Source organism: Mannheimia haemolytica (genome assembly GCA_900638155.1).
Taxonomy (GTDB): Bacteria; Pseudomonadota; Gammaproteobacteria; order Enterobacterales; family Pasteurellaceae; genus Mannheimia; species Mannheimia glucosida.
Genome location: LR134495.1, coordinates 936,477 through 957,906, shown reverse-complemented (window position 1 = coordinate 957,906; position 21,430 = coordinate 936,477). Strand labels below are relative to the sequence as shown.

Annotated in this window: 17 protein-coding genes, 1 tRNA gene and 3 rRNA genes; 13 read left to right on the top strand and 8 right to left on the bottom strand. The window is 43.5% G+C overall.

The genetic code is table 11. The annotated features are described in order from the left end of the window. Positions 1 to 79 precede the first annotated feature (79 nt). From EL242_RS04920 to EL242_RS04910, 3 genes are read left to right on the top strand one after another with little or no spacing between them, the layout of a single operon-like run. A complete protein-coding gene (locus tag EL242_RS04920; RefSeq protein ID WP_126302716.1) occupies positions 80 to 973 on the top strand; it encodes an ABC transporter permease subunit in 894 nt (297 codons plus the stop codon). A gap of 10 nt (positions 974 to 983) precedes the next feature. After that, a complete protein-coding gene (gene dppD, locus EL242_RS04915) occupies positions 984 to 1,985 on the top strand; it encodes a dipeptide ABC transporter ATP-binding protein (RefSeq protein ID WP_126301729.1) in 1,002 nt (333 codons plus the stop codon). Position 1,986: 1 nt separating this feature from the next. Further along, the gene (locus EL242_RS04910) at positions 1,987 to 2,991 is read left to right on the top strand and encodes a peptide ABC transporter ATP-binding protein (RefSeq protein WP_126301728.1); all 1,005 of its coding nucleotides are present in this window, start codon (positions 1,987 to 1,989) and stop codon (positions 2,989 to 2,991) included. 60 nt (positions 2,992 to 3,051) lie between these two features. Here EL242_RS04910 and EL242_RS04905 read toward each other — a convergent pair whose 3' ends face one another. Together EL242_RS04905 and EL242_RS04900 are read right to left on the bottom strand one after the other, a co-directional pair. Continuing rightward, positions 3,052 to 3,234, bottom strand: coding sequence for a zf-HC2 domain-containing protein (locus EL242_RS04905; RefSeq protein WP_126301727.1), 183 nt, complete (start codon positions 3,232 to 3,234; stop codon positions 3,052 to 3,054). After that, a complete protein-coding gene (locus tag EL242_RS04900; protein WP_006248476.1) occupies positions 3,231 to 3,803 on the bottom strand; it encodes a sigma-70 family RNA polymerase sigma factor in 573 nt (190 codons plus the stop codon). The genes EL242_RS04905 and EL242_RS04900 overlap by 4 nt, the downstream gene beginning before the upstream one ends. 169 nt (positions 3,804 to 3,972) lie before the next feature. Between EL242_RS04900 and msrB the strand changes: the two genes are divergently transcribed. Both msrB and EL242_RS04890 read left to right on the top strand, forming a co-directional pair. Then, positions 3,973 to 5,016 carry a peptide-methionine (R)-S-oxide reductase MsrB gene (gene msrB, locus EL242_RS04895; protein ID WP_126301726.1) on the top strand — a complete coding sequence of 348 codons (1,044 nt, stop codon included), beginning with the start codon at positions 3,973 to 3,975 and terminating at the stop codon, positions 5,014 to 5,016. A gap of 2 nt (positions 5,017 to 5,018) precedes the next feature. Next, complete coding sequence (locus EL242_RS04890; RefSeq protein WP_031200889.1) at positions 5,019 to 5,501, top strand: redoxin family protein; 483 nt, start codon at positions 5,019 to 5,021, stop codon at positions 5,499 to 5,501. 46 nt (positions 5,502 to 5,547) lie between these two features. Here EL242_RS04890 and sohB read toward each other — a convergent pair whose 3' ends face one another. After that, a complete protein-coding gene (gene sohB, locus EL242_RS04885; protein WP_126301725.1) occupies positions 5,548 to 6,600 on the bottom strand; it encodes a protease SohB in 1,053 nt (350 codons plus the stop codon). 26 nt (positions 6,601 to 6,626) lie between these two features. Next, positions 6,627 to 7,805, bottom strand: a complete 1,179-nt coding sequence (gene lpxB / locus EL242_RS04880; RefSeq protein ID WP_126301724.1) for a lipid-A-disaccharide synthase — start codon at positions 7,803 to 7,805, stop codon at positions 6,627 to 6,629. 133 nt (positions 7,806 to 7,938) lie between these two features. On the opposite strand from lpxB, the gene EL242_RS04875 reads away from it, so the two are divergent. Next, positions 7,939 to 9,033 (top strand): porin, encoded by a 1,095-nt coding sequence (locus tag EL242_RS04875; protein ID WP_126301723.1) that lies wholly within the window; start codon positions 7,939 to 7,941, stop codon positions 9,031 to 9,033. 610 nt (positions 9,034 to 9,643) lie between these two features. Here EL242_RS04875 and rrf read toward each other — a convergent pair. The 4 genes from rrf to EL242_RS04855 all read right to left on the bottom strand — a co-directional run bounded on the left by rrf (position 9,644) and on the right by EL242_RS04855 (position 14,774). Continuing rightward, positions 9,644 to 9,759, bottom strand: a 5S ribosomal RNA gene (rrf, locus tag EL242_RS04870). An 89-nt stretch (positions 9,760 to 9,848) separates the two neighbouring features. Continuing rightward, a 23S ribosomal RNA gene (locus tag EL242_RS04865) occupies positions 9,849 to 12,747 on the bottom strand. 244 nt (positions 12,748 to 12,991) lie between these two features. Beyond that, positions 12,992 to 13,067: transfer RNA gene (locus EL242_RS04860), tRNA-Glu, on the bottom strand. A gap of 167 nt (positions 13,068 to 13,234) precedes the next feature. Beyond that, positions 13,235 to 14,774: ribosomal RNA gene (locus EL242_RS04855) — 16S ribosomal RNA — on the bottom strand. Together the 16S, 23S and 5S rRNA genes with 1 tRNA gene alongside form the textbook arrangement of a ribosomal RNA operon. Positions 14,775 to 15,245: 471 nt before the next feature. Between EL242_RS04855 and EL242_RS04850 the strand changes: the two genes are divergently transcribed. From EL242_RS04850 to EL242_RS04820, 7 genes are all read left to right on the top strand, one after another. After that, entirely contained in the window at positions 15,246 to 16,070 is an 825-nt protein-coding gene (locus tag EL242_RS04850; RefSeq protein ID WP_126301722.1) for a DUF5718 family protein, read from the top strand. Between the two features lie 212 nt (positions 16,071 to 16,282). Beyond that, a complete protein-coding gene (locus EL242_RS04845) occupies positions 16,283 to 17,107 on the top strand; it encodes a DNA ligase (protein ID WP_126301721.1) in 825 nt (274 codons plus the stop codon). 93 nt (positions 17,108 to 17,200) lie between these two features. Next, positions 17,201 to 17,848, top strand: a complete 648-nt coding sequence (pxpB, locus tag EL242_RS04840; RefSeq protein WP_126301720.1) for a 5-oxoprolinase subunit PxpB — start codon at positions 17,201 to 17,203, stop codon at positions 17,846 to 17,848. Then, the gene (locus tag EL242_RS04835) at positions 17,845 to 18,774 is read left to right on the top strand and encodes a biotin-dependent carboxyltransferase family protein (RefSeq protein ID WP_126301719.1); all 930 of its coding nucleotides are present in this window, start codon (positions 17,845 to 17,847) and stop codon (positions 18,772 to 18,774) included. The genes pxpB and EL242_RS04835 overlap by 4 nt, the downstream gene beginning before the upstream one ends. Beyond that, complete coding sequence (gene pxpA, locus EL242_RS04830) at positions 18,761 to 19,501, top strand: 5-oxoprolinase subunit PxpA (RefSeq protein ID WP_126301718.1); 741 nt, start codon at positions 18,761 to 18,763, stop codon at positions 19,499 to 19,501. The genes EL242_RS04835 and pxpA overlap by 14 nt, the downstream gene beginning before the upstream one ends. 296 nt (positions 19,502 to 19,797) lie before the next feature. Further along, entirely contained in the window at positions 19,798 to 20,985 is a 1,188-nt protein-coding gene (locus EL242_RS04825) for an NRAMP family divalent metal transporter (RefSeq protein ID WP_126301717.1), read from the top strand. A 189-nt stretch (positions 20,986 to 21,174) separates the two neighbouring features. After that, positions 21,175 to 21,429 (top strand): oxaloacetate decarboxylase subunit gamma, encoded by a 255-nt coding sequence (locus EL242_RS04820; protein WP_006250475.1) that lies wholly within the window; start codon positions 21,175 to 21,177, stop codon positions 21,427 to 21,429. The last annotated feature ends 1 nt before the right edge of the window (position 21,430 follow it).

Below are 21,430 nucleotides of genomic sequence, written 5' to 3'. Positions count from 1 at the left end.
TTCTAGTAAAGATGGGCGTTATACAAGCGGTTTAATTTCCGCCGTTTTTTACAAAAATATTTTTTAGTTGGAGTTAATGATGTCAGGAACAACGGCGGTAAATCCACCCGCACCCAAAACACCATTACAAGAATTTTGGTATTACTTCTGTCAAAACAGAGGTGCATTAATCGGGCTTATATTCATTGCCATTGTCTTTTTTGCCTGTATATTCGCTCAATGGGTTGCTCCATTCGACCCAATCGAGCAAAACCGTAGTGCTTTACTACTTCCACCGGTGTGGGCAGAAGGTGGCAGTTCCGCTCATCTATTAGGAACAGATGATATTGGGCGAGATATTCTGTCTCGCATTATTTATGGTGCCAGATTATCGGTCTTTATCGGCTTAGTAATCGTGCTACTTTCCTGTGTTTTTGGCGTGATTTTAGGCTTAATTGCAGGTTATTACGGTGGTATGCTTGATATTATCATTATGCGATTAGTCGATATTATGTTGGCAATCCCAAGCCTGCTTTTAACCATTGGTGTGGTAACGATTCTCGGGCCTTCTCTGATTAATGCAGCAATTGCAATTGCGATCGTCTCCATTCCAAGCTATGTGCGTTTAACCCGAGCCCAAGTGCTAAGCGAGAAAAACCGTGATTATGTGACTGCTTCCCGTGTTGCCGGTGCGAGCGTGCTTCGCTTAATGTTTGTCGTTATTTTACCTAACTGTTTAGCTCCACTTATCGTGCAAATGACGATGGGGATCTCAAATGCGATTTTAGAGCTTGCCGCTCTCGGCTTCTTAGGTATTGGTGCACAACCGCCAACACCGGAGCTTGGCACAATGCTTGCCGAATCACGTGGCTTTATGCAGTCAGCAAACTGGCTGGTGACTATTCCGGGACTGGCAATTTTATCGCTGGTTTTAGCATTCAACTTGATGGGTGACGGCTTGCGTGACGCCCTCGATCCAAAACTCAAACAATAGGAGAGTCGAAATGGCATTATTAACTGTTGATCAACTTTCCGTGCATTTTGGCGATAAAAAAACGCCATTTAAAGCGGTGGATCGTATAAGTTACCAAGTCAATGAAGGTGAAGTGCTAGGCATTGTAGGCGAGTCAGGCTCAGGTAAATCGGTCAGCTCTCTCGCCATTATGGGCTTGATTGATTTCCCCGGCAGAGTGATGGCTGAAAAATTACATTTTAACAGTAATGATTTATTGGCATTAAAGCCAAAAGAAAAGCAACAGATCGTAGGGGCTGATGTTTCGATGATCTTCCAAGATGCAATGACCAGCTTAAATCCGAGCTATACGGTGGGCTATCAGATTATGGAAGCATTGAAAGTGCATCAAGGTGGCTCAAAAGCCAGCCGCCGTGAGCGTGCGATTGAGTTGCTGACGATGGTCGGCATTCCCGATCCTGAATCCCGTTTAGAGGTTTACCCACACCAGCTTTCAGGTGGTATGAGCCAGAGGGTGATGATTGCAATGGCGATTGCTTGTCGTCCAAAATTGTTGATTGCCGATGAGCCGACTACTGCATTAGATGTAACGATTCAAGCTCAAATTATTGATTTATTGCTTGAATTGCAACGCAAAGAAAATATGGCGTTGATTTTGATTACTCACGACTTAGCATTAGTGGCTGAATCGGCACACCGCATTCTTGTGATGTATGCAGGACAGGTTGTAGAAGAGGGTAAAGCAGCAGAAATTTTTAGCTCACCACTTCACCCTTACACTCAAGCGTTGCTCAAAGCATTACCGGAATTTGCCGAAGGGAAATCTCGCTTACAATCGCTACCGGGTGTGGTGCCGGGTAAATATGACCGCCCACAAGGTTGCTTGCTCAACCCACGCTGTCCTTATGCTACAGACAAATGCCGTGAAATTGAACCGGAGTTACATACACTAAATGGTCGCCAAGTGAAATGTCATACTCCTTTAACACTCGCAGGAACACCACTTGCACTTGAACAACATCTGAGAGGTTAAAATGAGCGATTTGCAAAAAAATGATAAAAACGCACCGCTTCTCGATGCGATTAATTTAAAAAAATACTATCCGGTTAAAAAGGGAATGTTCGCTAAACCGAAAACGGTAAAAGCGGTAGATGGCGTCTCCTTTACCCTTGAACGTGGTAAAACGTTAGCGATTGTTGGCGAATCCGGTTGTGGGAAATCAACATTGGGGCGAATGCTCACCATGATTGAAAGCCCGACAGAAGGCGAATTGTTCTACAATGGGCAGAATTTCTTAGTCAATGACAAAGAAACGGCTCAACTACGCCGTAAAAAAATCCAAATTGTGTTTCAAAACCCATATAGCTCGCTCAATCCTCGGAAAAAAGTAGGTACTATTTTAGAAGAGCCGTTGCTGATCAACACTAACTTATCCGCAAAAGAACGCAAAGAAAAAGTGCTGGAAATGATGGCGAAAGTCGGCTTAAAACCGGAATTTTACGACCGCTATCCGCATATGTTCTCGGGCGGACAACGCCAGCGAATTGCGATTGCACGCGGTTTAATGTTACAGCCGGACATTGTGGTTGCTGATGAACCGGTTTCTGCATTAGACGTTTCGGTTAGGGCTCAAGTGCTGAACCTAATGATGGATTTACAAGAAGATATGGGCTTGTCTTACGTCTTCATTTCGCACGATTTATCGGTAGTGGAACATATTGCCGATGAAGTGATGGTAATGTATTTAGGGCGTTGCGTGGAACAAGGGGGTACTAAAACTATCTTCAGCAATCCACGTCACCCTTATACACAAGCGTTACTCTCCGCAACCCCTCGTTTGAATCCGGAGCAACGCCGTGAGCGGATTAAACTCACTGGAGAACTACCAAGCCCGCTTAATCCACCAAAAGGCTGTGCCTTTAACGCACGTTGCCGATTTGCAACCGATCGTTGCTATGTGGAAAGACCAGAGCTAAAAACCTATCAAGACGGTACTCGGATTGCTTGTTTTGTGGTAGAAGAAAATAATCAGGCTTAACTCACTATTTAAGGAGAAATTAAAGGTTAAAGTTTTCAACTTTAACCTTTAATTTCATACTTAATACTCCCCATCTTTTGTAGCAAAATCTTTCATTAATTTGCTGATATGCTCACAATGGTGTTTAAATTGACGACAATACGGGCAAATAATCAAATGTGTTTTAACGCCAATCTTCTCTTTTAAAGTGAGTTTTCGTTCCTTTGAGTCAGAAATTAACCTTGTTACTTGTCGGCAATTCATCTATTTCTCTCCGTTAATTTCCTTGAAAGACATTGTTGTAACTGCAGCCTTGCTCGATAGATTAATGTATATAAATTATCTGATGTAATATTTACTACTCGACAAATTTCATCTGAGGTTGCCTCTAAATATTCCCTCATCATAAATACCCTAGCTTGTTTTGCAGGTAAATTGCTTAAGCAAACTTCAAATAATATCCAAAATTCTTTGGAATAAACAGCCTCTTCCTGCCAGCTAGAAGGATAATATTCTTCTTTCCAATGCCCATAATTATCAAAAAAGTGATTCTCTTCGTCATCATCAGCCAGATCACTTTCTAGTACTATACGATCTTTTTTACGTAAATAATCAATAATTTTATTTTTTAGAATAGCAAATATCCAGGTTTTCAATGCTGCTTTACGCTGGAAATTATCAATATTTTTTATTGCATTAACGAATGCTTCTTGAACCATATCTTCAGCAAGAGCAATATCTTGTAATTGTAACTGAGCAAATTTCAACATTTGCTGACGAATATCGGCAAGCTGTTCCGATGAAATATCTAAAGAAATCTTGTTATGAATCATAGTGTTATATTGAGAAAATTTTTTGTGAGAATATTAAACAATATTCGACTAATCCTATAGAGAGTAAAACCAATTTTGATCTTAGCAAAAAAGTAAGAAATTATGAATGTTTAAGGTTAAACCCTCATCCTTAAAAAATAAAATTACATAAGTTATAAAGGAGAACTGAATGAAATACAATCAACTGTTACTATGTTTGGTGTCTGCTATCTTTACCACCTCCTCAATAGCAAACATCACAAACCCTAACGAGATGCGATCTGAAAACTTACAGGATATTTACTTGGCAGGAGGATGTTTCTGGGGCATTGAAGCCTATATGGAAAAAATATATGGCGTAAAAGAGGCTACATCGGGCTATGCCAATGGCAAAACTGAGCAAACTGCTTACCGAATTATCGGGCAAACCGATCATGCAGAAACAGTTCACGTGACCTATGATGCTAATAAAATTTCTTTAGAAAAGCTGTTGCAATATTACTTTAAAGTAATTGATCCAACCAGTAAAAATAAACAAGGTAATGATATTGGTCGACAATATCGCACCGGTATTTATTATCAAAATGAGCAAGATAAGCAAATCATTTTAAAAGAGATTCAAGCCCAACAAGCAAAATATAAACAGAAAATACAAGTGCAAGTAGAGCCATTGAAACATTATATTTTAGCAGAAGAGTATCATCAGGATTACTTAAAGAAAAACCCAAATGGTTATTGCCACATTGATTTAAACCAAGCAAATAGCATTATTATCGATCCAAAAGATTACCCTAAACCTAGCGATGCTACATTAAAAATGAAATTAACGCCTTTGCAATATAGCGTTACCCAACGAAAAAATACAGAGCGTTCATTCAGTAACGAATATTGGGATAATACCGCACTGGGTATTTATGTTGATATTACTACCGGAGAGCCACTTTTTTCATCTCGAGATAAATATGATTCAGGTTGCGGCTGGCCAAGTTTTACCAAACCAATTATCAATGAGGTTGTTAACTATACCGAAGATAATAGTTTTAATATGACAAGAACGGAAGTACTAAGTCGAAGTGGTAACGCTCATTTAGGGCACGTTTTCACCGATGGTCCGAAAGATAAAGGCGGATTACGTTATTGTATCAACAGTGCCTCAATCAAATTTATTCCATTAGAGCAAATGGAAAAAGAAGGTTACGGCTATTTAATAAATATGATTAAAGGAAATAAATAATGATGAAGAAAATAATTAGTTTACTCATAATGATGTTGAGTCTTAACAGCTATGCACAAGAAAACTCTCATCTTGGGCATATTCCTCTTAAAGATCTCAATCAAAATCAAATTACTCTTGATAAATATCAAGGTAAAAAAATCTATATAAAAGCATGGGCATCTTGGTGTTCTATTTGTCTAGCCGGATTGGCGGAAATTGAGGAAATAAGCCAAAAAGCAAATAACGATATTGAAATTATTACTATTGTTTCACCAGGGCATAAAGGCGAGAAAACAACCAATCAATTTATTGAATGGTATAAAGGGATAGAATCTGATTATCCTAATATTACTGTTTTATTGGATGAACAAGGAGACTTTATTAAACAAACCGAAATAAGAGGATATCCACATAATTTATTGTTAGATTCTTCACTCAATTTAAAGAAAAGTATTCCAGGTCATTTAAATAGTGAACAAATACTTCATTCTATTACTAACTGATAAAATAAGGGGCTATATAAACGATAGCCCTTTAATAATATATACGCTACATCAGCGTTGAACGACTTTTATGTAAAATCTTAGTGAGCAGGTTCTCTGCTGATTGCTCGAATTGAGAACCCAATTTCTGAGCAAGTTTTTTCTTCTCTTTATATTTTAGCTCAATCACTTCTTTTTCTTTCATAGCATTGAGGAGCAGATCATCACTGGTTGCAATCTCATCAACCAAATTTAGCTCAATCGCTTGCTGACCAAACCAATGCTCACCTGTTGCAACCTGCTCAATATCCAGCTGTGGACGATGTTGAGCCACAAATTGCTTAAACAGAGAATGCGTTTCTTCCAATTCTTGCTGGAATTTCTGTTTCCCTTTCTCGGTATTTTCACCCACCAGAGTAACCGTGCGTTTATATTCGCCGGCAGTCATCACGTCCACATCAATATCGTGTTTTTTCAGTAAGCGGTGGATATTCGGCACTTGAGCCACCACCCCTACCGAGCCAATTACCGCAAACGGAGCAGACACAATTTTATTCGCCACACACGCCATCATATAGCCACCGCTGGCAGCTACTTTATCTACCGCTGCGGTTAAATAAATATTGCGATCACGGAGACGTTGCAACTGCGAAGCCGCTAACCCATAACCGTGAACCACACCGCCCGGACTTTCAAGTTTAAGTAAAACTTCATCTTTTTCCGGATTCGCGAGGCTAATTACCGCATCAATTTCACGGCGTAGGGAATTTACTTCGTGAGCCATCATATCGCCATTAAAATTCAACACAAATAAACGGGAAGGGCTTTCTACACTTTCTTCGCCTGCTTTTAAGCGTTTTTTCTCTGCTTTGGCTTTCTCTTTTGCTGCTTTTTTCTCCTGCTTTTCCTGATGTTTTAATTCTTCTTCACTTAGAAAAAAGCCGGAAAGGGATTTTTGCTGCTCTTTATATTTCTCAGATAAATTGGTAATTGAAATTGAGCCGTTTTCATTCTGCTTTTTCGATTCCAAAATCAGCATTACCACCACCGCAATAATGCCAAACACAGTTAATAACTCTAATAAAAAAATACCATAATTAAGTAATACTTCTTTCCACATAAATTTTCCTTTTTGCAAAAAACTAACTAAATTTGACCGCTTGTCGAGCCGTTTAAGAGATCAATAACTGCTTGGGCAGCTTGCTCATCGGCATTACACTGAATTGATTGATGTAGCTGCATAAACTGCTGTTTTAGCAATGTTTTATGTTGCTGGGTTTTCTCATCATCAGCTAAAAATAGAGCTAACTCTTGAGCTAAATTTTCCGGGTTACACTCTTCTTGGATCAATTCTGGCACTAATGGGGCTTGAGCCAATAAATTCGGCAGGGAGATATAATCGGTTTTAACCAATTTTTTCGCCAGCCAATACGTCAGCGGTTTCATTCGGTAGCCGACTACCATCGGTGACTTGCACAACATTGCCTCTAATGCTGCCGTTCCTGAGGCTAACAGCGTACATTCTGCAGCAATCATTGCTTGTCGAGCCTTACCTTGAATAATGTTAAGTTCCAGCTCGGGAGCAACTTGTTGCTTAATCGCATTAAATTGCTCGATTCGTTTTTGGCTCACCATTGGCACTAAAAATTGTAAATCTGGAAAACGAGCCTTGAGTAACTGAGCGGCTTTCAAAAAAGGCTCAGCCAAAAACTGAATTTCGCTACCACGGCTTCCCACCAAAATTGCCATATACCGCTTAGATTCATCAATATTTAACGCTAAACACGCCTCTGCACGATTCGGCTCGAGTGGGATTGCATCTGCCATCGTATGCCCGATAAAACGACAAGGCACATTGAATTTATCATAGAACGCTTTCTCAAATGGCAGAAATGCCAACACTAAATTAGCTGCTCTGGCAATTTTAAATACCCGCTTTTGACGCCAAGCCCACACCGAAGGGCTAACATAATGGATTGTTTTAATCCCACTCGCTTTGAGTTTTTCTTCAACGGTTAAATTAAAATCCGGTGCATCAATACCGATAAATACATCTGGTTTCAATTTAAGCATCCCATCAATAACCTGTTTACGACGCTTAAGTAAACGAGGTAAATGTTTAACCACCTCTGCTAGCCCCATTACAGAAAGCTCTTCCATATCAAACAAAGACTGGCAGCCAGCCTCAATCATTCGAGAGCCTGCAACACCGATAAATCGAGCATCCGGGTAATGTACTTTTAACGCCTTAATTAACCCGGCACCAAGAATATCGCCAGAGACCTCACCGGCAACTAAGCCAATAACGGGGAATTGTTGTTTCATATTAAATATTATCGAAGATCTGTAAGTGACTCTATTATAACCAATCATCATATAAACTAACAAAACATTATTGTCTAGCAATGAATATTCACATACACTACCTCCCTTTATCTATTCATATGGAGTGATTTTTATGAAAAAAACAACATTAGCGATTTTAGCATCAGCCTTAATCGCAAACTCAGCTCTAGCTATTACGATTTACGATCATAAAGAAACCGGTACACAAATTGAATTTATTGGTTCTGCTCGTATTAAGTGGGAAAGCACCTCAGATAAAACCTCACCGGTAAATGGTAAAGCTACCCGCAACCACGTTAATCACGCAGTGGATAACAACGGCTCTCGTTTTGGTTTCCGTTTAACCCAGCAAGTGGGTCACGGATTCTATGCTTTAGGTCGTGTGGAATGGCGTATGCGTGGCGATTCAAGCTCACAACATAACTTCGATCATATTTATGATCATCAACTCTACGCAGGTATCGGACATAAACAATACGGTGAATTAACATACGGAAATATGACCAATATTGCCGATGAAGTGAAACAAACCGACTTGCCAAACACTCTTAGCTTAAGCGATGGCTTACTGACAGGTTCATCACGCCGTACAGTTCAATATGTTTACAAAGGCATTGAAGGAGTAAAACTTGGCGCATTCTATGGTGGGAATAGCCAACGTGGAAACAATGCCTTAGATTTAGCTAATAAACGTAAAGATATTTGGGGTGCTGCAGCGATTTATAACTATAAAATCGATGATAACCAAAGCTTAAAATTAGCAACAGGTGCAACCCGTGAGCGTTTTGAGCAATCTATCGGCAATTATGAACGCACTGCTCTTGCCTTCGGTACAGCTTATACCTACGGAAAAACTACCCTTGGCTTAGATTTAGAACGCCGTGAAACGGAAGATCAAAATGCTATCGGTAACAAACGTATCGAAAAAGAAGTTCGTACTGTGTTACTCCATCGTTTAACCGATCAATGGAATGCTTACACAATGTATGCTTATAAAGAAAACAAACTTAATGCTGTAGGCTTGGCAAATGATAGCAAAGTTAAAAGAAACCAATTTATGTTGGGAACGGAATATTACATTGTTCCAAAACACCTAAAAGGTTTTGTTGAATGGCAAGCAACTCGTGCTAAACACTATACTAATGATGTAAAAACCGCAAAATCTCGCAATTATACGACTGTTGTAGGCTTACGAGCATATTGGTAATAAAACGGAAAAGCGTACTAGAATGATCTGCACCTAAAAGTTGGGCTAACCAACTGATTAAGGTGCAGATTTTTTATGGTTAAATACAACTAATCCTTCAAACAAGAAGCTATTGCATTTATCTTCAAAGTGGTAAAAACCGCTTACTCACCTATTAGCATCTTCAGCTTTAAGAAACAACACTAAAATTTTAGTGTGAACTAATATAATCATAATGGCAATAACTGAGCAGCCAAAACGCCTAAATTTAAATTATCTGTTGCAAAAGAGGTTAAACTGCAAAAAGTGATGAGGGGTTATTATAGTCTGAACATAAGCTTTCTGTAGATTCTATTTATAATATTTAATTGTAAAATTTCATAAAAAAACGACCGCTTGCATTTCCCTTTCATAAATACAATGAAAATCCTAACAAGCGGTCATTTTCCGTGAGTTTTTTACCTTTACCACCACAACAAAAAACCGCCTGTATCTCTACAGGCGGCTCTTCTTTTTATTTACTTGTTCTTAGCTTTTTACTTTTTATTCGTTTTTGCTTTGCGCTTCGCTTTTGATTAAGTTTCCGCTTTTGTCACTTTTCGCTTTCACTTAATCCCGCTTAAAATTAAAACCCCGACGATGCTCTACTCTCACATGGCGAATCACCACACTACCATCGACGTCACTGCGTTTTACTTCTGAGTTCGGTATGGGGTCAGGTAGGACCACAGCACTCTTGTCGTCGGGAAAATTCCTTTCTATCTTATGATTTCTTTATCTTTTCTTTATTCGTTCTTCTCAATACAAAAACAAGCCTAAAAACATTTGAGCGTTGTATAGTTAAGCCTCTCGGGCAATTAGTACTGGTTAGCTCAATGTCTCACAACACTTACACACCCAGCCTATCTACGTCGTAGTCTCCAACAACCCTTACACACTTATAGTGTGGGAGAACTCATCTCTTGGCAAGTTTCGTGCTTAGATGCTTTCAGCACTTATCTCTTCCGCACTTAGCTACCCGGCAATGCGTCTGGCGACACAACCGGAACACCAGTGGTGCGTCCACTCCGGTCCTCTCGTACTAGGAGCAGCCCCAACCAATTCTCCAACGCCCACGGCAGATAGGGACCGAACTGTCTCACGACGTTCTAAACCCAGCTCGCGTACCACTTTAAATGGCGAACAGCCATACCCTTGGGACCTACTTCAGCCCCAGGATGTGATGAGCCGACATCGAGGTGCCAAACACCGCCGTCGATATGAACTCTTGGGCGGTATCAGCCTGTTATCCCCGGAGTACCTTTTATCCGTTGAGCGATGGCCCTTCCATTCAGAACCACCGGATCACTATGACCTGCTTTCGCACCTGCTCGACTTGTCTGTCTCGCAGTTAAGCTTGCTTATACCATTGCACTAACCTCACGATGTCCGACCGTGATTAGCAAACCTTCGTGCTCCTCCGTTACTCTTTGGGAGGAGACCGCCCCAGTCAAACTACCCACCAGACACTGTCCGAGACCGCGTTCCGCAATCTTCGTTAGAACATCAAACGTTAAAGGGTGGTATTTCAAGGACGCCTCCACAATCACTGGCGTGACTGCTTCTAAGGCTCCCACCTATCCTACACATCAAAATTCAATGTTCAGTGTCAAGCTATAGTAAAGGTTCACGGGGTCTTTCCGTCTAGCCGCGGGTACACCGCATCTTCACGGCGATTTCAATTTCACTGAGTCTCGGGTGGAGACAGCCTGGCCATCATTATGCCATTCGTGCAGGTCGGAACTTACCCGACAAGGAATTTCGCTACCTTAGGACCGTTATAGTTACGGCCGCCGTTTACTGGGGCTTCGATCAGGAGCTTCTCTTTCGATAACACCATCAATTAACCTTCCAGCACCGGGCAGGCATCACACCCTATACGTCCACTTTCGTGTTTGCAGAGTGCTGTGTTTTTAATAAACAGTTGCAGCCAGCTGGTATCTTCGACCGGTTCAACCTTCGTGTGCAAGACACTACAATCTACGCCGGCGCACCTTCTCCCGAAGTTACGGTGCTATTTTGCCTAGTTCCTTCACCCGAGTTCTCTCAAGCGCCTGAGTATTCTCTACCTGACCACCTGTGTCGGTTTATAGTACGGTTTATAATAACCTGAAGCTTAGTGGCTTTTCCTGGAAGCGTGGTATCAGTTACTTCATCTCCGTAGAGACTCGTCATCACTTCTCGGTGTTAATAAGCGTCCGGATTTGCCTAAACGCTCCACCTACCGGCTTAAACAGACATCCAACAGTCTGCTAACCTAACCTTCTCCGTCCCCACATCGCAGTTATTACAAGTACGGGAATATTAACCCGTTTCCCATCGACTACGCTTTTCAGCCTCGCCTTAGGGGCCGACTCACCCTGCCCCGATTAACGTTGGACAGGAACCCTTGGTCTTCCGGCGAACGAGTTTTTCACTCGTTTTATCGTTACTTATGTCAGCATTCGCACTTGTGATATCTCCAGCAGACTTCTCAATCCACCTTCATCGACTTACACAACGCTCCCCTACCCAACAGACTTTCATCTGATGCCGCAGCTTCGGTGCTATATTTGAGCCCCGTTACATCTTCCGCGCAGGCCGACTCGACTAGTGAGCTATTACGCTTTCTTTAAATGATGGCTGCTTCTAAGCCAACATCCTAGCTGTCTAAGCCTTCCCACTTCGTTTCCCACTTAATATAGACTTTGGGACCTTAGCTGGCGGTCTGGGTTGTTTCCCTCTCCACGATGGACGTTAGCACCCACCGTGTGTCTCCTGAGTATCACTCTTCGGTATTCGCAGTTTGCATCGGGTTGGTAATCCGGGATGGACCCCTAGCCGAAACAGTGCTCTACCCCCGAAGGTGTCCGCTCAAGGCTCTACCTAAATAGATTTCGGGGAGAACCAGCTATCTCCCGGTTTGATTGGCCTTTCACCCCCAGCCACAAGTCATCCGCTAATTTTTCAACATTAGTCGGTTCGGTCCTCCAGTTAGTGTTACCCAACCTTCAACCTGCCCATGGCTAGATCACCGGGTTTCGGGTCTATACCTTGCAACTAGACGCCCAGTTAAGACTCGGTTTCCCTTCGGCTCCCTTATTCAGTTAACCTTGCTACAAAATATAAGTCGCTGACCCATTATACAAAAGGTACGCAGTCACAGAATAAATCTGCTCCCACTGCTTGTACGCACAAGGTTTCAGGTTCTATTTCACTCCCCTCGCCGGGGTTCTTTTCGCCTTTCCTTCACAGTACTGGTTCACTATCGGTCAATCAGGAGTATTTAGCCTTGGAGGATGGTCCCCCCATCTTCAAACAGGATATCACGTGTCCCGCCCTACTTGTTGTTAGCCTAGTACCACAATGGAGTTTTAAGGTACGGGATTATCACCCTCTACGATTGTCCTTCCCAGAACATTCCCCTAACTTCACTGCTATCACTAACTGGCTCTTTCGCGTTCGCTCGCCGCTACTAACGAAATCTCGGTTGATTTCTTTTCCTCGGGGTACTTAGATGTTTCAGTTCTCCCGGTTTGCCTCACACAGCTATGTATTCACTGGGTGATAGTAGGTTCTTCACCTACTGGGTTTCCCCATTCGGACATCTTGGATTAAACGCCTCTTATCGACTCATCCAAGCTTTTCGCAGATTAGCACGTCCTTCATCGCCTCTGATTGCCAAGGCATCCACCTTGTGCGCTTAGTCACTTAACTATACAACCTCAAATGTTTTCTAAAACTTCTTAGAAATAAAAAGTAAAAAACAATGAAGTCAGTTTTACAACTAAACACTTGACTGCTTTTGTTCAGTCAAGATTTTTTTACTACTCAGACTTTCAATTTATTCGTTATCACTTATGTATAATTACTTATGCGTAACGAACTTGAAATATCTCTCAGTTTTTCAGCTTGTTTCTATATTGTTAAAGAACAGAAGACAATAAAAATCATCTTTAAATGGCGTCCCCACGGGGATTCGAACCCCGGTTACCGCCGTGAAAGGGCGATGTCCTAGGCCTCTAGACGATGGGGACAACATTTAAAGATGCTTTCCACTTTGCCATTTGAGAGTAAAATATTCTAGCCAATTTTGTAAAAATCTTCAAGATTTTCACCGCTTGAATGGCTATCTTTCACTCATCTTCTCTCATTCATCTATCAAACAATCTGTGTGAACACTTGCTGTCGTTCTCGATTTTGGTAAGGAGGTGATCCAACCGCAGGTTCCCCTACGGTTACCTTGTTACGACTTCACCCCAGTCATGAATCATACCGTGGTAAACGCCCCCCTTTCGGTTAAGCTATCTACTTCTGGTACAACCCACTCCCATGGTGTGACGGGCGGTGTGTACAAGGCCCGGGAACGTATTCACCGCAACATTCTGATTTGCGATTACTAGCGATTCCGACTTCATGGAGTCGAGTTGCAGACTCCAATCCGGACTTAGACGTACTTTCTGAGATTCGCTCCCCATCGCTGGCTCGCCGCCCTCTGTATACGCCATTGTAGCACGTGTGTAGCCCTACTCGTAAGGGCCATGATGACTTGACGTCATCCCCACCTTCCTCCGGTTTATCACCGGCAGTCTCCTTTGAGTTCCCGACCGAATCGCTGGCAACAAAGGATAAGGGTTGCGCTCGTTGCGGGACTTAACCCAACATTTCACAACACGAGCTGACGACAGCCATGCAGCACCTGTCTCAGAGCTCCCGAAGGCACCCTCGTATCTCTACAAGGTTCTCTGGATGTCAAGAGTAGGTAAGGTTCTTCGCGTTGCATCGAATTAAACCACATGCTCCACCGCTTGTGCGGGCCCCCGTCAATTCATTTGAGTTTTAACCTTGCGGCCGTACTCCCCAGGCGGTCGATTTATCACGTTAGCTACGGGCACCAAGCTTAAAGCCCAATCCCCAAATCGACAGCGTTTACGGCGTGGACTACCAGGGTATCTAATCCTGTTTGCTCCCCACGCTTTCGCACATGAGCGTCAGTACATTCCCAAGGGGCTGCCTTCGCCTTCGGTATTCCTCCACATCTCTACGCATTTCACCGCTACACGTGGAATTCTACCCCTCCCTAAAGTACTCTAGTTGTCCAGTCTGAAATGCAATTCCCAGGTTAAGCCCGGGGCTTTCACACCTCACTTAAACAACCGCCTGCGTGCCCTTTACGCCCAGTTATTCCGATTAACGCTCGCACCCCCCGTATTACCGCGGCTGCTGGCACGGAGTTAGCCGGTGCTTCTTCTGTGATTAACGTCAATCGACTGTTCTATTAAAACAGTCGCCTTCCTCGTCACCGAAAGAACTTTACAACCCGAAGGCCTTCTTCATTCACGCGGCATGGCTGCATCAGGGTTCCCCCCATTGTGCAATATTCCCCACTGCTGCCTCCCGTAGGAGTCTGGACCGTGTCTCAGTTCCAGTGTGGCTGGTCATCCTCTCAGACCAGCTAGAGATCGCGGGCTTGGTGAGCCTTTACCTCACCAACTACCTAATCCCACTTGGGCTCATCTTATGGCAGGTGGCCAAATGGTCCCACCCTTTAGTCCTAAGACATTACGCGGTATTAGCTACCGTTTCCAGTAGTTATCCCCCTCCATAAGCCAGATTCCCAAGCATTACTCACCCGTCCGCCACTCGTCAGCAAAGAAGCAAGCTTCTTCCTGCTACCGTTCGACTTGCATGTGTTAAGCCTGCCGCCAGCGTTCAATCTGAGCCATGATCAAACTCTTCAATTCAAAAAGTTTAATCGCTCAATACTGCTGACATAAAATCGCACTTTCAAATTTAAACCTAATTAAAATCAGGTTAAACGAAAGTAATGAATTTCTAGTTAGCACCTATTAAGACTTCAAAATTAAAAAAATATTTTCAATCAAGTCAATCAACAAGTGCCCACACAGATTGTCTGATAAATTGTTAAAGAACAAAAAGAAACGACGCACTGGAAATCAATTTTAAATCGTTCACAACAGTGCGTCGTTGTGTGCTGCGTATTATAGGGAAAAACAAAAACAACGCAAGTGGTTTTTGTAAAAAATTTGAAAAAAATGACCGCTTGCCTATTTTTATAACAAAGCGCTAATTTTATGTTCAAAATATGGCTAAATTTAATCTCAATTCAATAAATCAGTTCAAAATAAACATTCGCAATTTTTTGTTACAAGCGGTAAAATTTTATCCAACTTTTACCAATTAAGGAGTAGATTATGGAACACTTTATCGGTTTAGGCGTCGCTGGCAATTTTGCCGGGCATTTGGAACAAGCGGGCGAGGCAGCGGATTTTGCGAAAGTGAAAACAGCGGAAACGGTACAGCCAAAGGCGATTTTCCCGTTTTATGTGCCGGCGGATAATTTGGGGAACTACCAGTTTTTATCCACCTACCCACTTTCAAGCGAGGCGATTAATTTCCCGCGTGATGCTGATAATCTGCAAATTGAGCCGGAAGTGGCGTTAATTTGTGAAATTAGCTACCAAGATCAGCAGGTGGTTTCACTCACTCCAACCCATTTTGCGGCTTACAATGATTGCTCTATCCGCCGTCCGAATGCGAATAAAATCTGCGAAAAGAAAAACTGGGGCGGTTCTTCTAAAGGGCTTTCTGCGACTCACCTTCCGTTAGATAATTTCAACAAAGGCAGTACACTAGATAATTACAATATTGCCTGTTTCCATAAACGAAACGGTGAACTGAATGCCTACGGCATTGACAGCCCTGCGGTGGAGTACAGCTATTTCCATCAAAAATTGCTCGATTGGATTGTAGAGAGAATGAACAATCAGCCTGATGAAGGCCCAATGAATAACATTGCCGAAATGCTAAAACAGGCGAACTACCCAACTAAAGCGATTATCAGTATTGGGGCAACACGCTACACGCCTTTTGGCGAAAGTAATTTCTTGCAAGTGGGCGATGTGAGTATGGTAGTTGTGTACAATGCGAAGAAATATTCACATAACCAAATTAAGGAAATGGCGAAGTTGGAAACCTTTAGCGAAGATATTTCTGCTTTAATTCAAACAGTGCGTTAAATTTCTCACACAAAAGGTCACAAAAAGCATCGCTTTTTGAACGTTGGCTTTGCCAACGGCAGCGAAGCTGTGAACAATCCTGACAAGGATTGTGAATAAGTTTTTCGGAAAATTTTGCGATCTGCGTCGAAAAATTACGATTCATTTCTGACCGCTTGCACACTTTCCGTTATAGTGCCTTGCATATTCGTAGGCACTATTTCGGAGACTCTATGAAAAAACTGCTCTTATTCCTACTCTTCACTTGTAACCCTATTTTTGCCAAATCGCCCGAGTTAATGCTGGTTGGGCAATATCAAGATCAAGAGCTCAACGGTTGGGTAATGTCAGAAAAACTTGATGGCGTGCGAGGCTTTTGGGACGGCAAACAACTTATCAGCCGCCAAGGTTATCCGCTCAATCCGCCCGACTATTTTATCAAAGATTTTCCGCCCTTTGCGATTGATGGCGAACTGTTTAGCGAACGGGGAAAGTTCGAGGAAATTTCAAGCATTGTGCGTTCCGTTCAGCCCAAAGGTTGGCACAAGCTGAAATTACAGGTGTTCGATGTACCAAACGCACAAGGGAATTTAATTGAACGGTTGGCAACTTTAGAAAATTATCTGAAGCAACATCCAACGCCCCATATCGCTATTATTGAGCAAATTCCGATTAAAGATAAAGCCCACCTTCAACAATTTTACCAATCTGTGCTGGAACAAGGTGGCGAAGGGGTTATCGTTCGCAACCCGAATGCAGGCTATATTCAAGGTCGTTCTGCCCAAATTTTGAAAATCAAACCGGTTTTAGATGAAGAATGCACTGTCGTTGCTCATCATAAAGGCAAGGGGAAATATGCCGACAAAATGGGGGCAATAACTTGCGAAAATCAACGAGGGCGGTTTCGCATCGGCTCGGGGTTTAAGGATAAAGATCGAGAAAATCCACCACCAATAGGCTCAATCATTACCTATAAATATCGAGGGATAACAGAATCAGGTAAGCCCAGATTTGCAACGTTTTGGCGAATAAGAAATGATCAGATTTCTGAAAAATAAGAGCTATTTCACATTTTCAACAAAATAAAATTGACAGTCTGGATATATCAGCGTAAAAAGTTGTTACCTTTTTGTAACAATTTGAGGGCAATTATGCTGACGATTTATCATACCAGCGAACATTCCCTGCTCTGCTTAGTCAAACCGCCTGCCGAGCTTGCCAAACAGCAACAGATTTGGCGCATTGCAGAACAGGCAAGAGCCTTAGACGGCGTGTTAGAAGTGGTGGTAGGAATGAACAATTTTACCCTGTTTCACGCCATCGGCACCGATAGCGCACGCCTTATCCAAGCAGTTCAACAACTCTGGGAAAACGACCAAGCCCAAGCCACACAATCCCCACGTCTGATTGAAATCCCTGTCCATTACGGCGGTGAATTTGGCGAAGATCTGTTTGAAGTCGCCCAATTCCACAATACCACTCCCGAAGAGATTATCCGCCGTCATACCGAACCGACTTACACCGTGTTTATGATCGGCTTTCAACCCGGCTTTCCTTACCTCAACGGCTTACCGCAAAATTTACACACCCCACGCCGAAACGTGCCTCGCACCAAAGTCCCTGCCGGTTCGGTCGGCATCGGTGGCAGTCAAACAGGCATTTATCCCTTTACCTCACCGGGTGGCTGGCAACTGTTAGGACGAACCGAATTGCCGTTGTTTGATATTCAACACAATCCGCCAACGCTACTTACAGCCGGCGATAATGTTAGATTTGTGGCAGAGAGTATAACGCTATGATTTATATCGAAAAAATACAGGGTTTTGCCCACATTCAAGATTTAGGGCGTTATGGTTATCGCCATTTAGGGGTGAGTCACGGTGGCGCAATGGACAGCCTTGCCCTACAAGCGGGCAATTTATTGTTAAAAAATGCCAATAATGCGCCTGCGATTGAACTTACGCTTGGCGGAATGCGGATTACCTTTGATTGCGACACGCCGTTTTGCCTCACCGGTGCATTGGTAGAGGCGGAGCTGGACGGCACGCCGGTATTTTCCTATTACCGCTATACCGCCAACGCCCGTCAAACGCTGACGATCAAACGGATTGTTCTCGGCAATTATGCCTATTTATGCGTGGCAGGCGGTTTTCTGGTACCGCAGGTGTTAGGTTCGGCAAGTACCGATCTCAAAGCCCAATTTGGCGGTTTTCAAGGCAGAATGTTAAAAGCGGGCGACAGCATTGCCACAGGGCGCAGAGACAGCCGACTTTCCTTGCTTTCAATTGCGCCGATTGATTTCACCTCACGCATTCGGGCAACCGCTTCGAGCGAATATGAAGCCTTTACCGCAGATAGCCAAGAACGCTTTTGGCAACAAGCGTGGCAATTACAAAACAACAGTAACCGTATGGGTTACCGTTTTGCAGAAAAAGCGTTGGAATTGACCGCTTCCCTTGAAATGCTCTCCTACGCCGCCCCGAGTGGCACGGTGCAAGTCCCACCGGACGGTCAGCCGATTGTGCTGATGGCAGATGCCCAAACCACCGGCGGCTATCCGAAAATTGCCTGCATTATTCAAGCCGATCTCGGACGACTGGCACAAAATCCGTTCGGCTCAACGGTGCAATTTGAACAGGTGAGCCGTGAACAAGCGGTCGAAATTTATCAAAAAGATCAAAATTATTTAGACACTATTCGGAGAAAAGCCAATGAAGCACGTTGATTTAAATGTCGATCTTGCCGAAGGTTGTGGCAACGATCATTCATTATTACAACTCGTCACCTCAGCAAACGTCTGCTGCGGCTTGCACGCCGGTGATTACAATGAAATGCGTAAAGCAATTCGCTGGGCAAAGGAAAACGGCGTAAGGGTTGGCGCTCACCCAAGTTTTCCGGACAGAGAAAACTTTGGTCGAACCAATATGCAACTGCCCGATGATGAACTCAAAGCCTGCCTACTCTACCAACTGGGAGCCGCCAAAGCCTTATGCGATGCGGAAAACGTGCCGATGAGCTACGTTAAACCGCACGGGGCTTTATACAATATGGCCGCCAAAGACCCTCACCTTGCCACCCTTATCGCCGACACCATCAAACAGTTCGACCCTAAGCTCAAACTGATGGGCTTATCCGGTAGCCTAATGCTAAGTGTTGCCGAACAGCACGGTTTGGAAACCATTTCCGAAGTCTTTGCCGACCGCCACTATTTAGCCGATGGCTCGCTCGTTCCCCGTACCCGAGCTGATGCAATGGTCGAAAGCGATGAAGAGGCGATCAATCAGGTGCTACAAATGGTGCTAGACGGCACAGTGCCGACCGTTGAGGGCGGTAATGTGGCAATTAAAGCCGACAGTATTTGTTTACACGGTGACGGCGAACACGCAGTGGTGTTTGCGAAACGGATTCGGGAGGAATTGGAAGCGAAGGGGATTTTGGTCACTAATGCCTAACAACATCAAGCGGTTATATTTAGCTAAGAATTTGCAAAAGTGAAACCAATACAGAACTTGATTGGGTAAAGATCAAGCTCCCCTCTTTAGAAAAGAGGGGCAGGGGGAGATTTGACAGAAGTGATTTACGGAGAAAATAAGGTCATTTCAGAGGTTAAATTGAGCATTATTAACTCTCTCACTTTGATTAGTTCTACTGCCAAATCTCCCCTAACCCCTCTTTGCTAAAGAGGGGAATATTATCGTGATAAATCTACGAATAATGACTAATTCACAACAAAAAAAGGAAAAACACAATGTCAAACAACAACCGTAGCGCCCTACTCGGCGCAGCATTTTTAATGGCGACCTCCGCCATCGGGCCGGGGTTCTTAACCCAAACCGCCACCTTCACCCAAACCCTACTCGCCAGCTTCGGTTTCGTGATCTTGCTCTCCATTCTGCTCGATATCGGCGCACAGCTAAACATCTGGCGCATTGTTGCCGTGTCAGAAAAACGGGCGCAGGACATTGCTAATGCCGTGTTGCCGGGGGCGGGCTATTTCTTAGCTCTGCTTATCGTGATGGGCGGTTTAGCCTTTAACATCGGTAACGTGGGCGGGGCAGGTTTAGGTCTGAATATTTTGACGGGAATGTCGCCGGAAATGGGGGCAATTGTCAGCGGTGCGATTGCCGTGGGCGTATTCCTGTTCCGTGAAGCGGGCAAAGTGATGGACAGATTTGCGCAAGTAATGGGCTTTGTGATGATTGCATTGACCATCTTCGTTGCCGTAAAAGCCAATCCGCCACTGGGCGATGCGGTGGTACATACCTTTGTGCCGGAAAAATTAGACGTAATTGCGATTGTTACGCTGGTCGGCGGAACCGTTGGCGGTTACATCACATTCGCCGGTGCGCACCGCTTGCTTGATGCCGGCATTAAAGGCAAAGAGAACTTAAAAGAGGTGAGCAAAAGCTCGGTGTCAGCCATTTTAATCGCCTCAATTATGCGTGTGGTACTGTTTTTAGCGGTGCTGGGCGTGGTGTCAATGGGCGTGCAACTTGATCCGAAAAACCCTGCGGCTACCCCATTTGCCCACGTTGCCGGCGATGTCGGTTTGATGATCTTCGGCGTGGTGATTTGGGCAGCCTCCATTACCTCTGTGATTGGGGCGGCTTATACCTCGGTTTCCTTCATTACTTCATTCTCGCCATTTATCGAAAAACACAAAAACTGTTTCATTGTCGCCTTTATTGTGGTTTCAACCGCCGTGCTGGCAACCATCGGCAGACCGGCACAAGTCTTGGTGTTTGTAGGGACGCTTAACGGCTTAATTCTACCGATTTCCCTCGGGTTAATTCTGCTGGCAGCTCACAAAACCAAGATTGTGGGCGACTACAAACACCCTGTGTGGATGACCGTTTCAGGGGCGATTGTGGTGATTCTAATGGCGGTGCTAAGTGCAATGACCCTTTCAAAATATATTTCGGGGCTAATGGCATAACGACTTAGCTTCAAGCTAACCTAAGGTCAGGTTTTGCAAATTTTAACTACTCTTGTAAAAAATTTGTAAAATCTGACCGCTTGCGTTTAAAGTTTGTGATCTACCACTCATTTTGAGGCTAAATAATTTGAAATAAATCTGAATTTTTTCTACATTTTCTTCATCATTTCTACATTTTAAGGATAAATTATGGCACCTGCAGAACTCTTTGCGGAAGGTATAAATTTAATGGTAGCCGGAATGGGATTTGTTATGCTGTTCCTGCTGGTTTTAATTTATGCCATCAGCTTTATTTCCAAGATTATCAATCAATATTTCCCCGAACCTGTTTCTATTCCAGCCTCTAAAACTGTGCCTCAATCTCCCCCAGATGATTTAGAGCGTTTACGCCCTGTGATTGCCGCTGCGATTGCTCATCATCGTCGAATTAACGGGCAACATTAAC

Excerpts from the sequence above, each read along its gene's own strand:
- EL242_RS04920 (WP_126302716.1), top strand. The coding sequence starts at position 80 with ATGTCAGGAACAACGGCGGTAAATCCACCCGCACCCAAAACACCATTA.
- EL242_RS04900 (WP_006248476.1), bottom strand. The coding sequence starts at position 3,803 with ATGATTCATAACAAGATTTCTTTAGATATTTCATCGGAACAGCTTGCC.
- EL242_RS04850 (WP_126301722.1), top strand. The coding sequence starts at position 15,246 with ATGGAACACTTTATCGGTTTAGGCGTCGCTGGCAATTTTGCCGGGCAT.
- pxpA (WP_126301718.1), top strand. The coding sequence starts at position 18,761 with ATGAAGCACGTTGATTTAAATGTCGATCTTGCCGAAGGTTGTGGCAAC.
- EL242_RS04845 (WP_126301721.1), top strand. The coding sequence starts at position 16,283 with ATGAAAAAACTGCTCTTATTCCTACTCTTCACTTGTAACCCTATTTTT.
- dppD (WP_126301729.1), top strand. The coding sequence starts at position 984 with ATGGCATTATTAACTGTTGATCAACTTTCCGTGCATTTTGGCGATAAA.
- EL242_RS04835 (WP_126301719.1), top strand. The coding sequence starts at position 17,845 with ATGATTTATATCGAAAAAATACAGGGTTTTGCCCACATTCAAGATTTA.
- EL242_RS04875 (WP_126301723.1), top strand. The coding sequence starts at position 7,939 with ATGAAAAAAACAACATTAGCGATTTTAGCATCAGCCTTAATCGCAAAC.
- EL242_RS04825 (WP_126301717.1), top strand. The coding sequence starts at position 19,798 with ATGTCAAACAACAACCGTAGCGCCCTACTCGGCGCAGCATTTTTAATG.
- sohB (WP_126301725.1), bottom strand. The coding sequence starts at position 6,600 with ATGTGGAAAGAAGTATTACTTAATTATGGTATTTTTTTATTAGAGTTA.
- EL242_RS04905 (WP_126301727.1), bottom strand. The coding sequence starts at position 3,234 with ATGAATTGCCGACAAGTAACAAGGTTAATTTCTGACTCAAAGGAACGA.
- lpxB (WP_126301724.1), bottom strand. The coding sequence starts at position 7,805 with ATGAAACAACAATTCCCCGTTATTGGCTTAGTTGCCGGTGAGGTCTCT.
- EL242_RS04890 (WP_031200889.1), top strand. The coding sequence starts at position 5,019 with ATGAAGAAAATAATTAGTTTACTCATAATGATGTTGAGTCTTAACAGC.
- pxpB (WP_126301720.1), top strand. The coding sequence starts at position 17,201 with ATGCTGACGATTTATCATACCAGCGAACATTCCCTGCTCTGCTTAGTC.
- EL242_RS04910 (WP_126301728.1), top strand. The coding sequence starts at position 1,987 with ATGAGCGATTTGCAAAAAAATGATAAAAACGCACCGCTTCTCGATGCG.
- msrB (WP_126301726.1), top strand. The coding sequence starts at position 3,973 with ATGAAATACAATCAACTGTTACTATGTTTGGTGTCTGCTATCTTTACC.
- EL242_RS04820 (WP_006250475.1), top strand. The coding sequence starts at position 21,175 with ATGGCACCTGCAGAACTCTTTGCGGAAGGTATAAATTTAATGGTAGCC.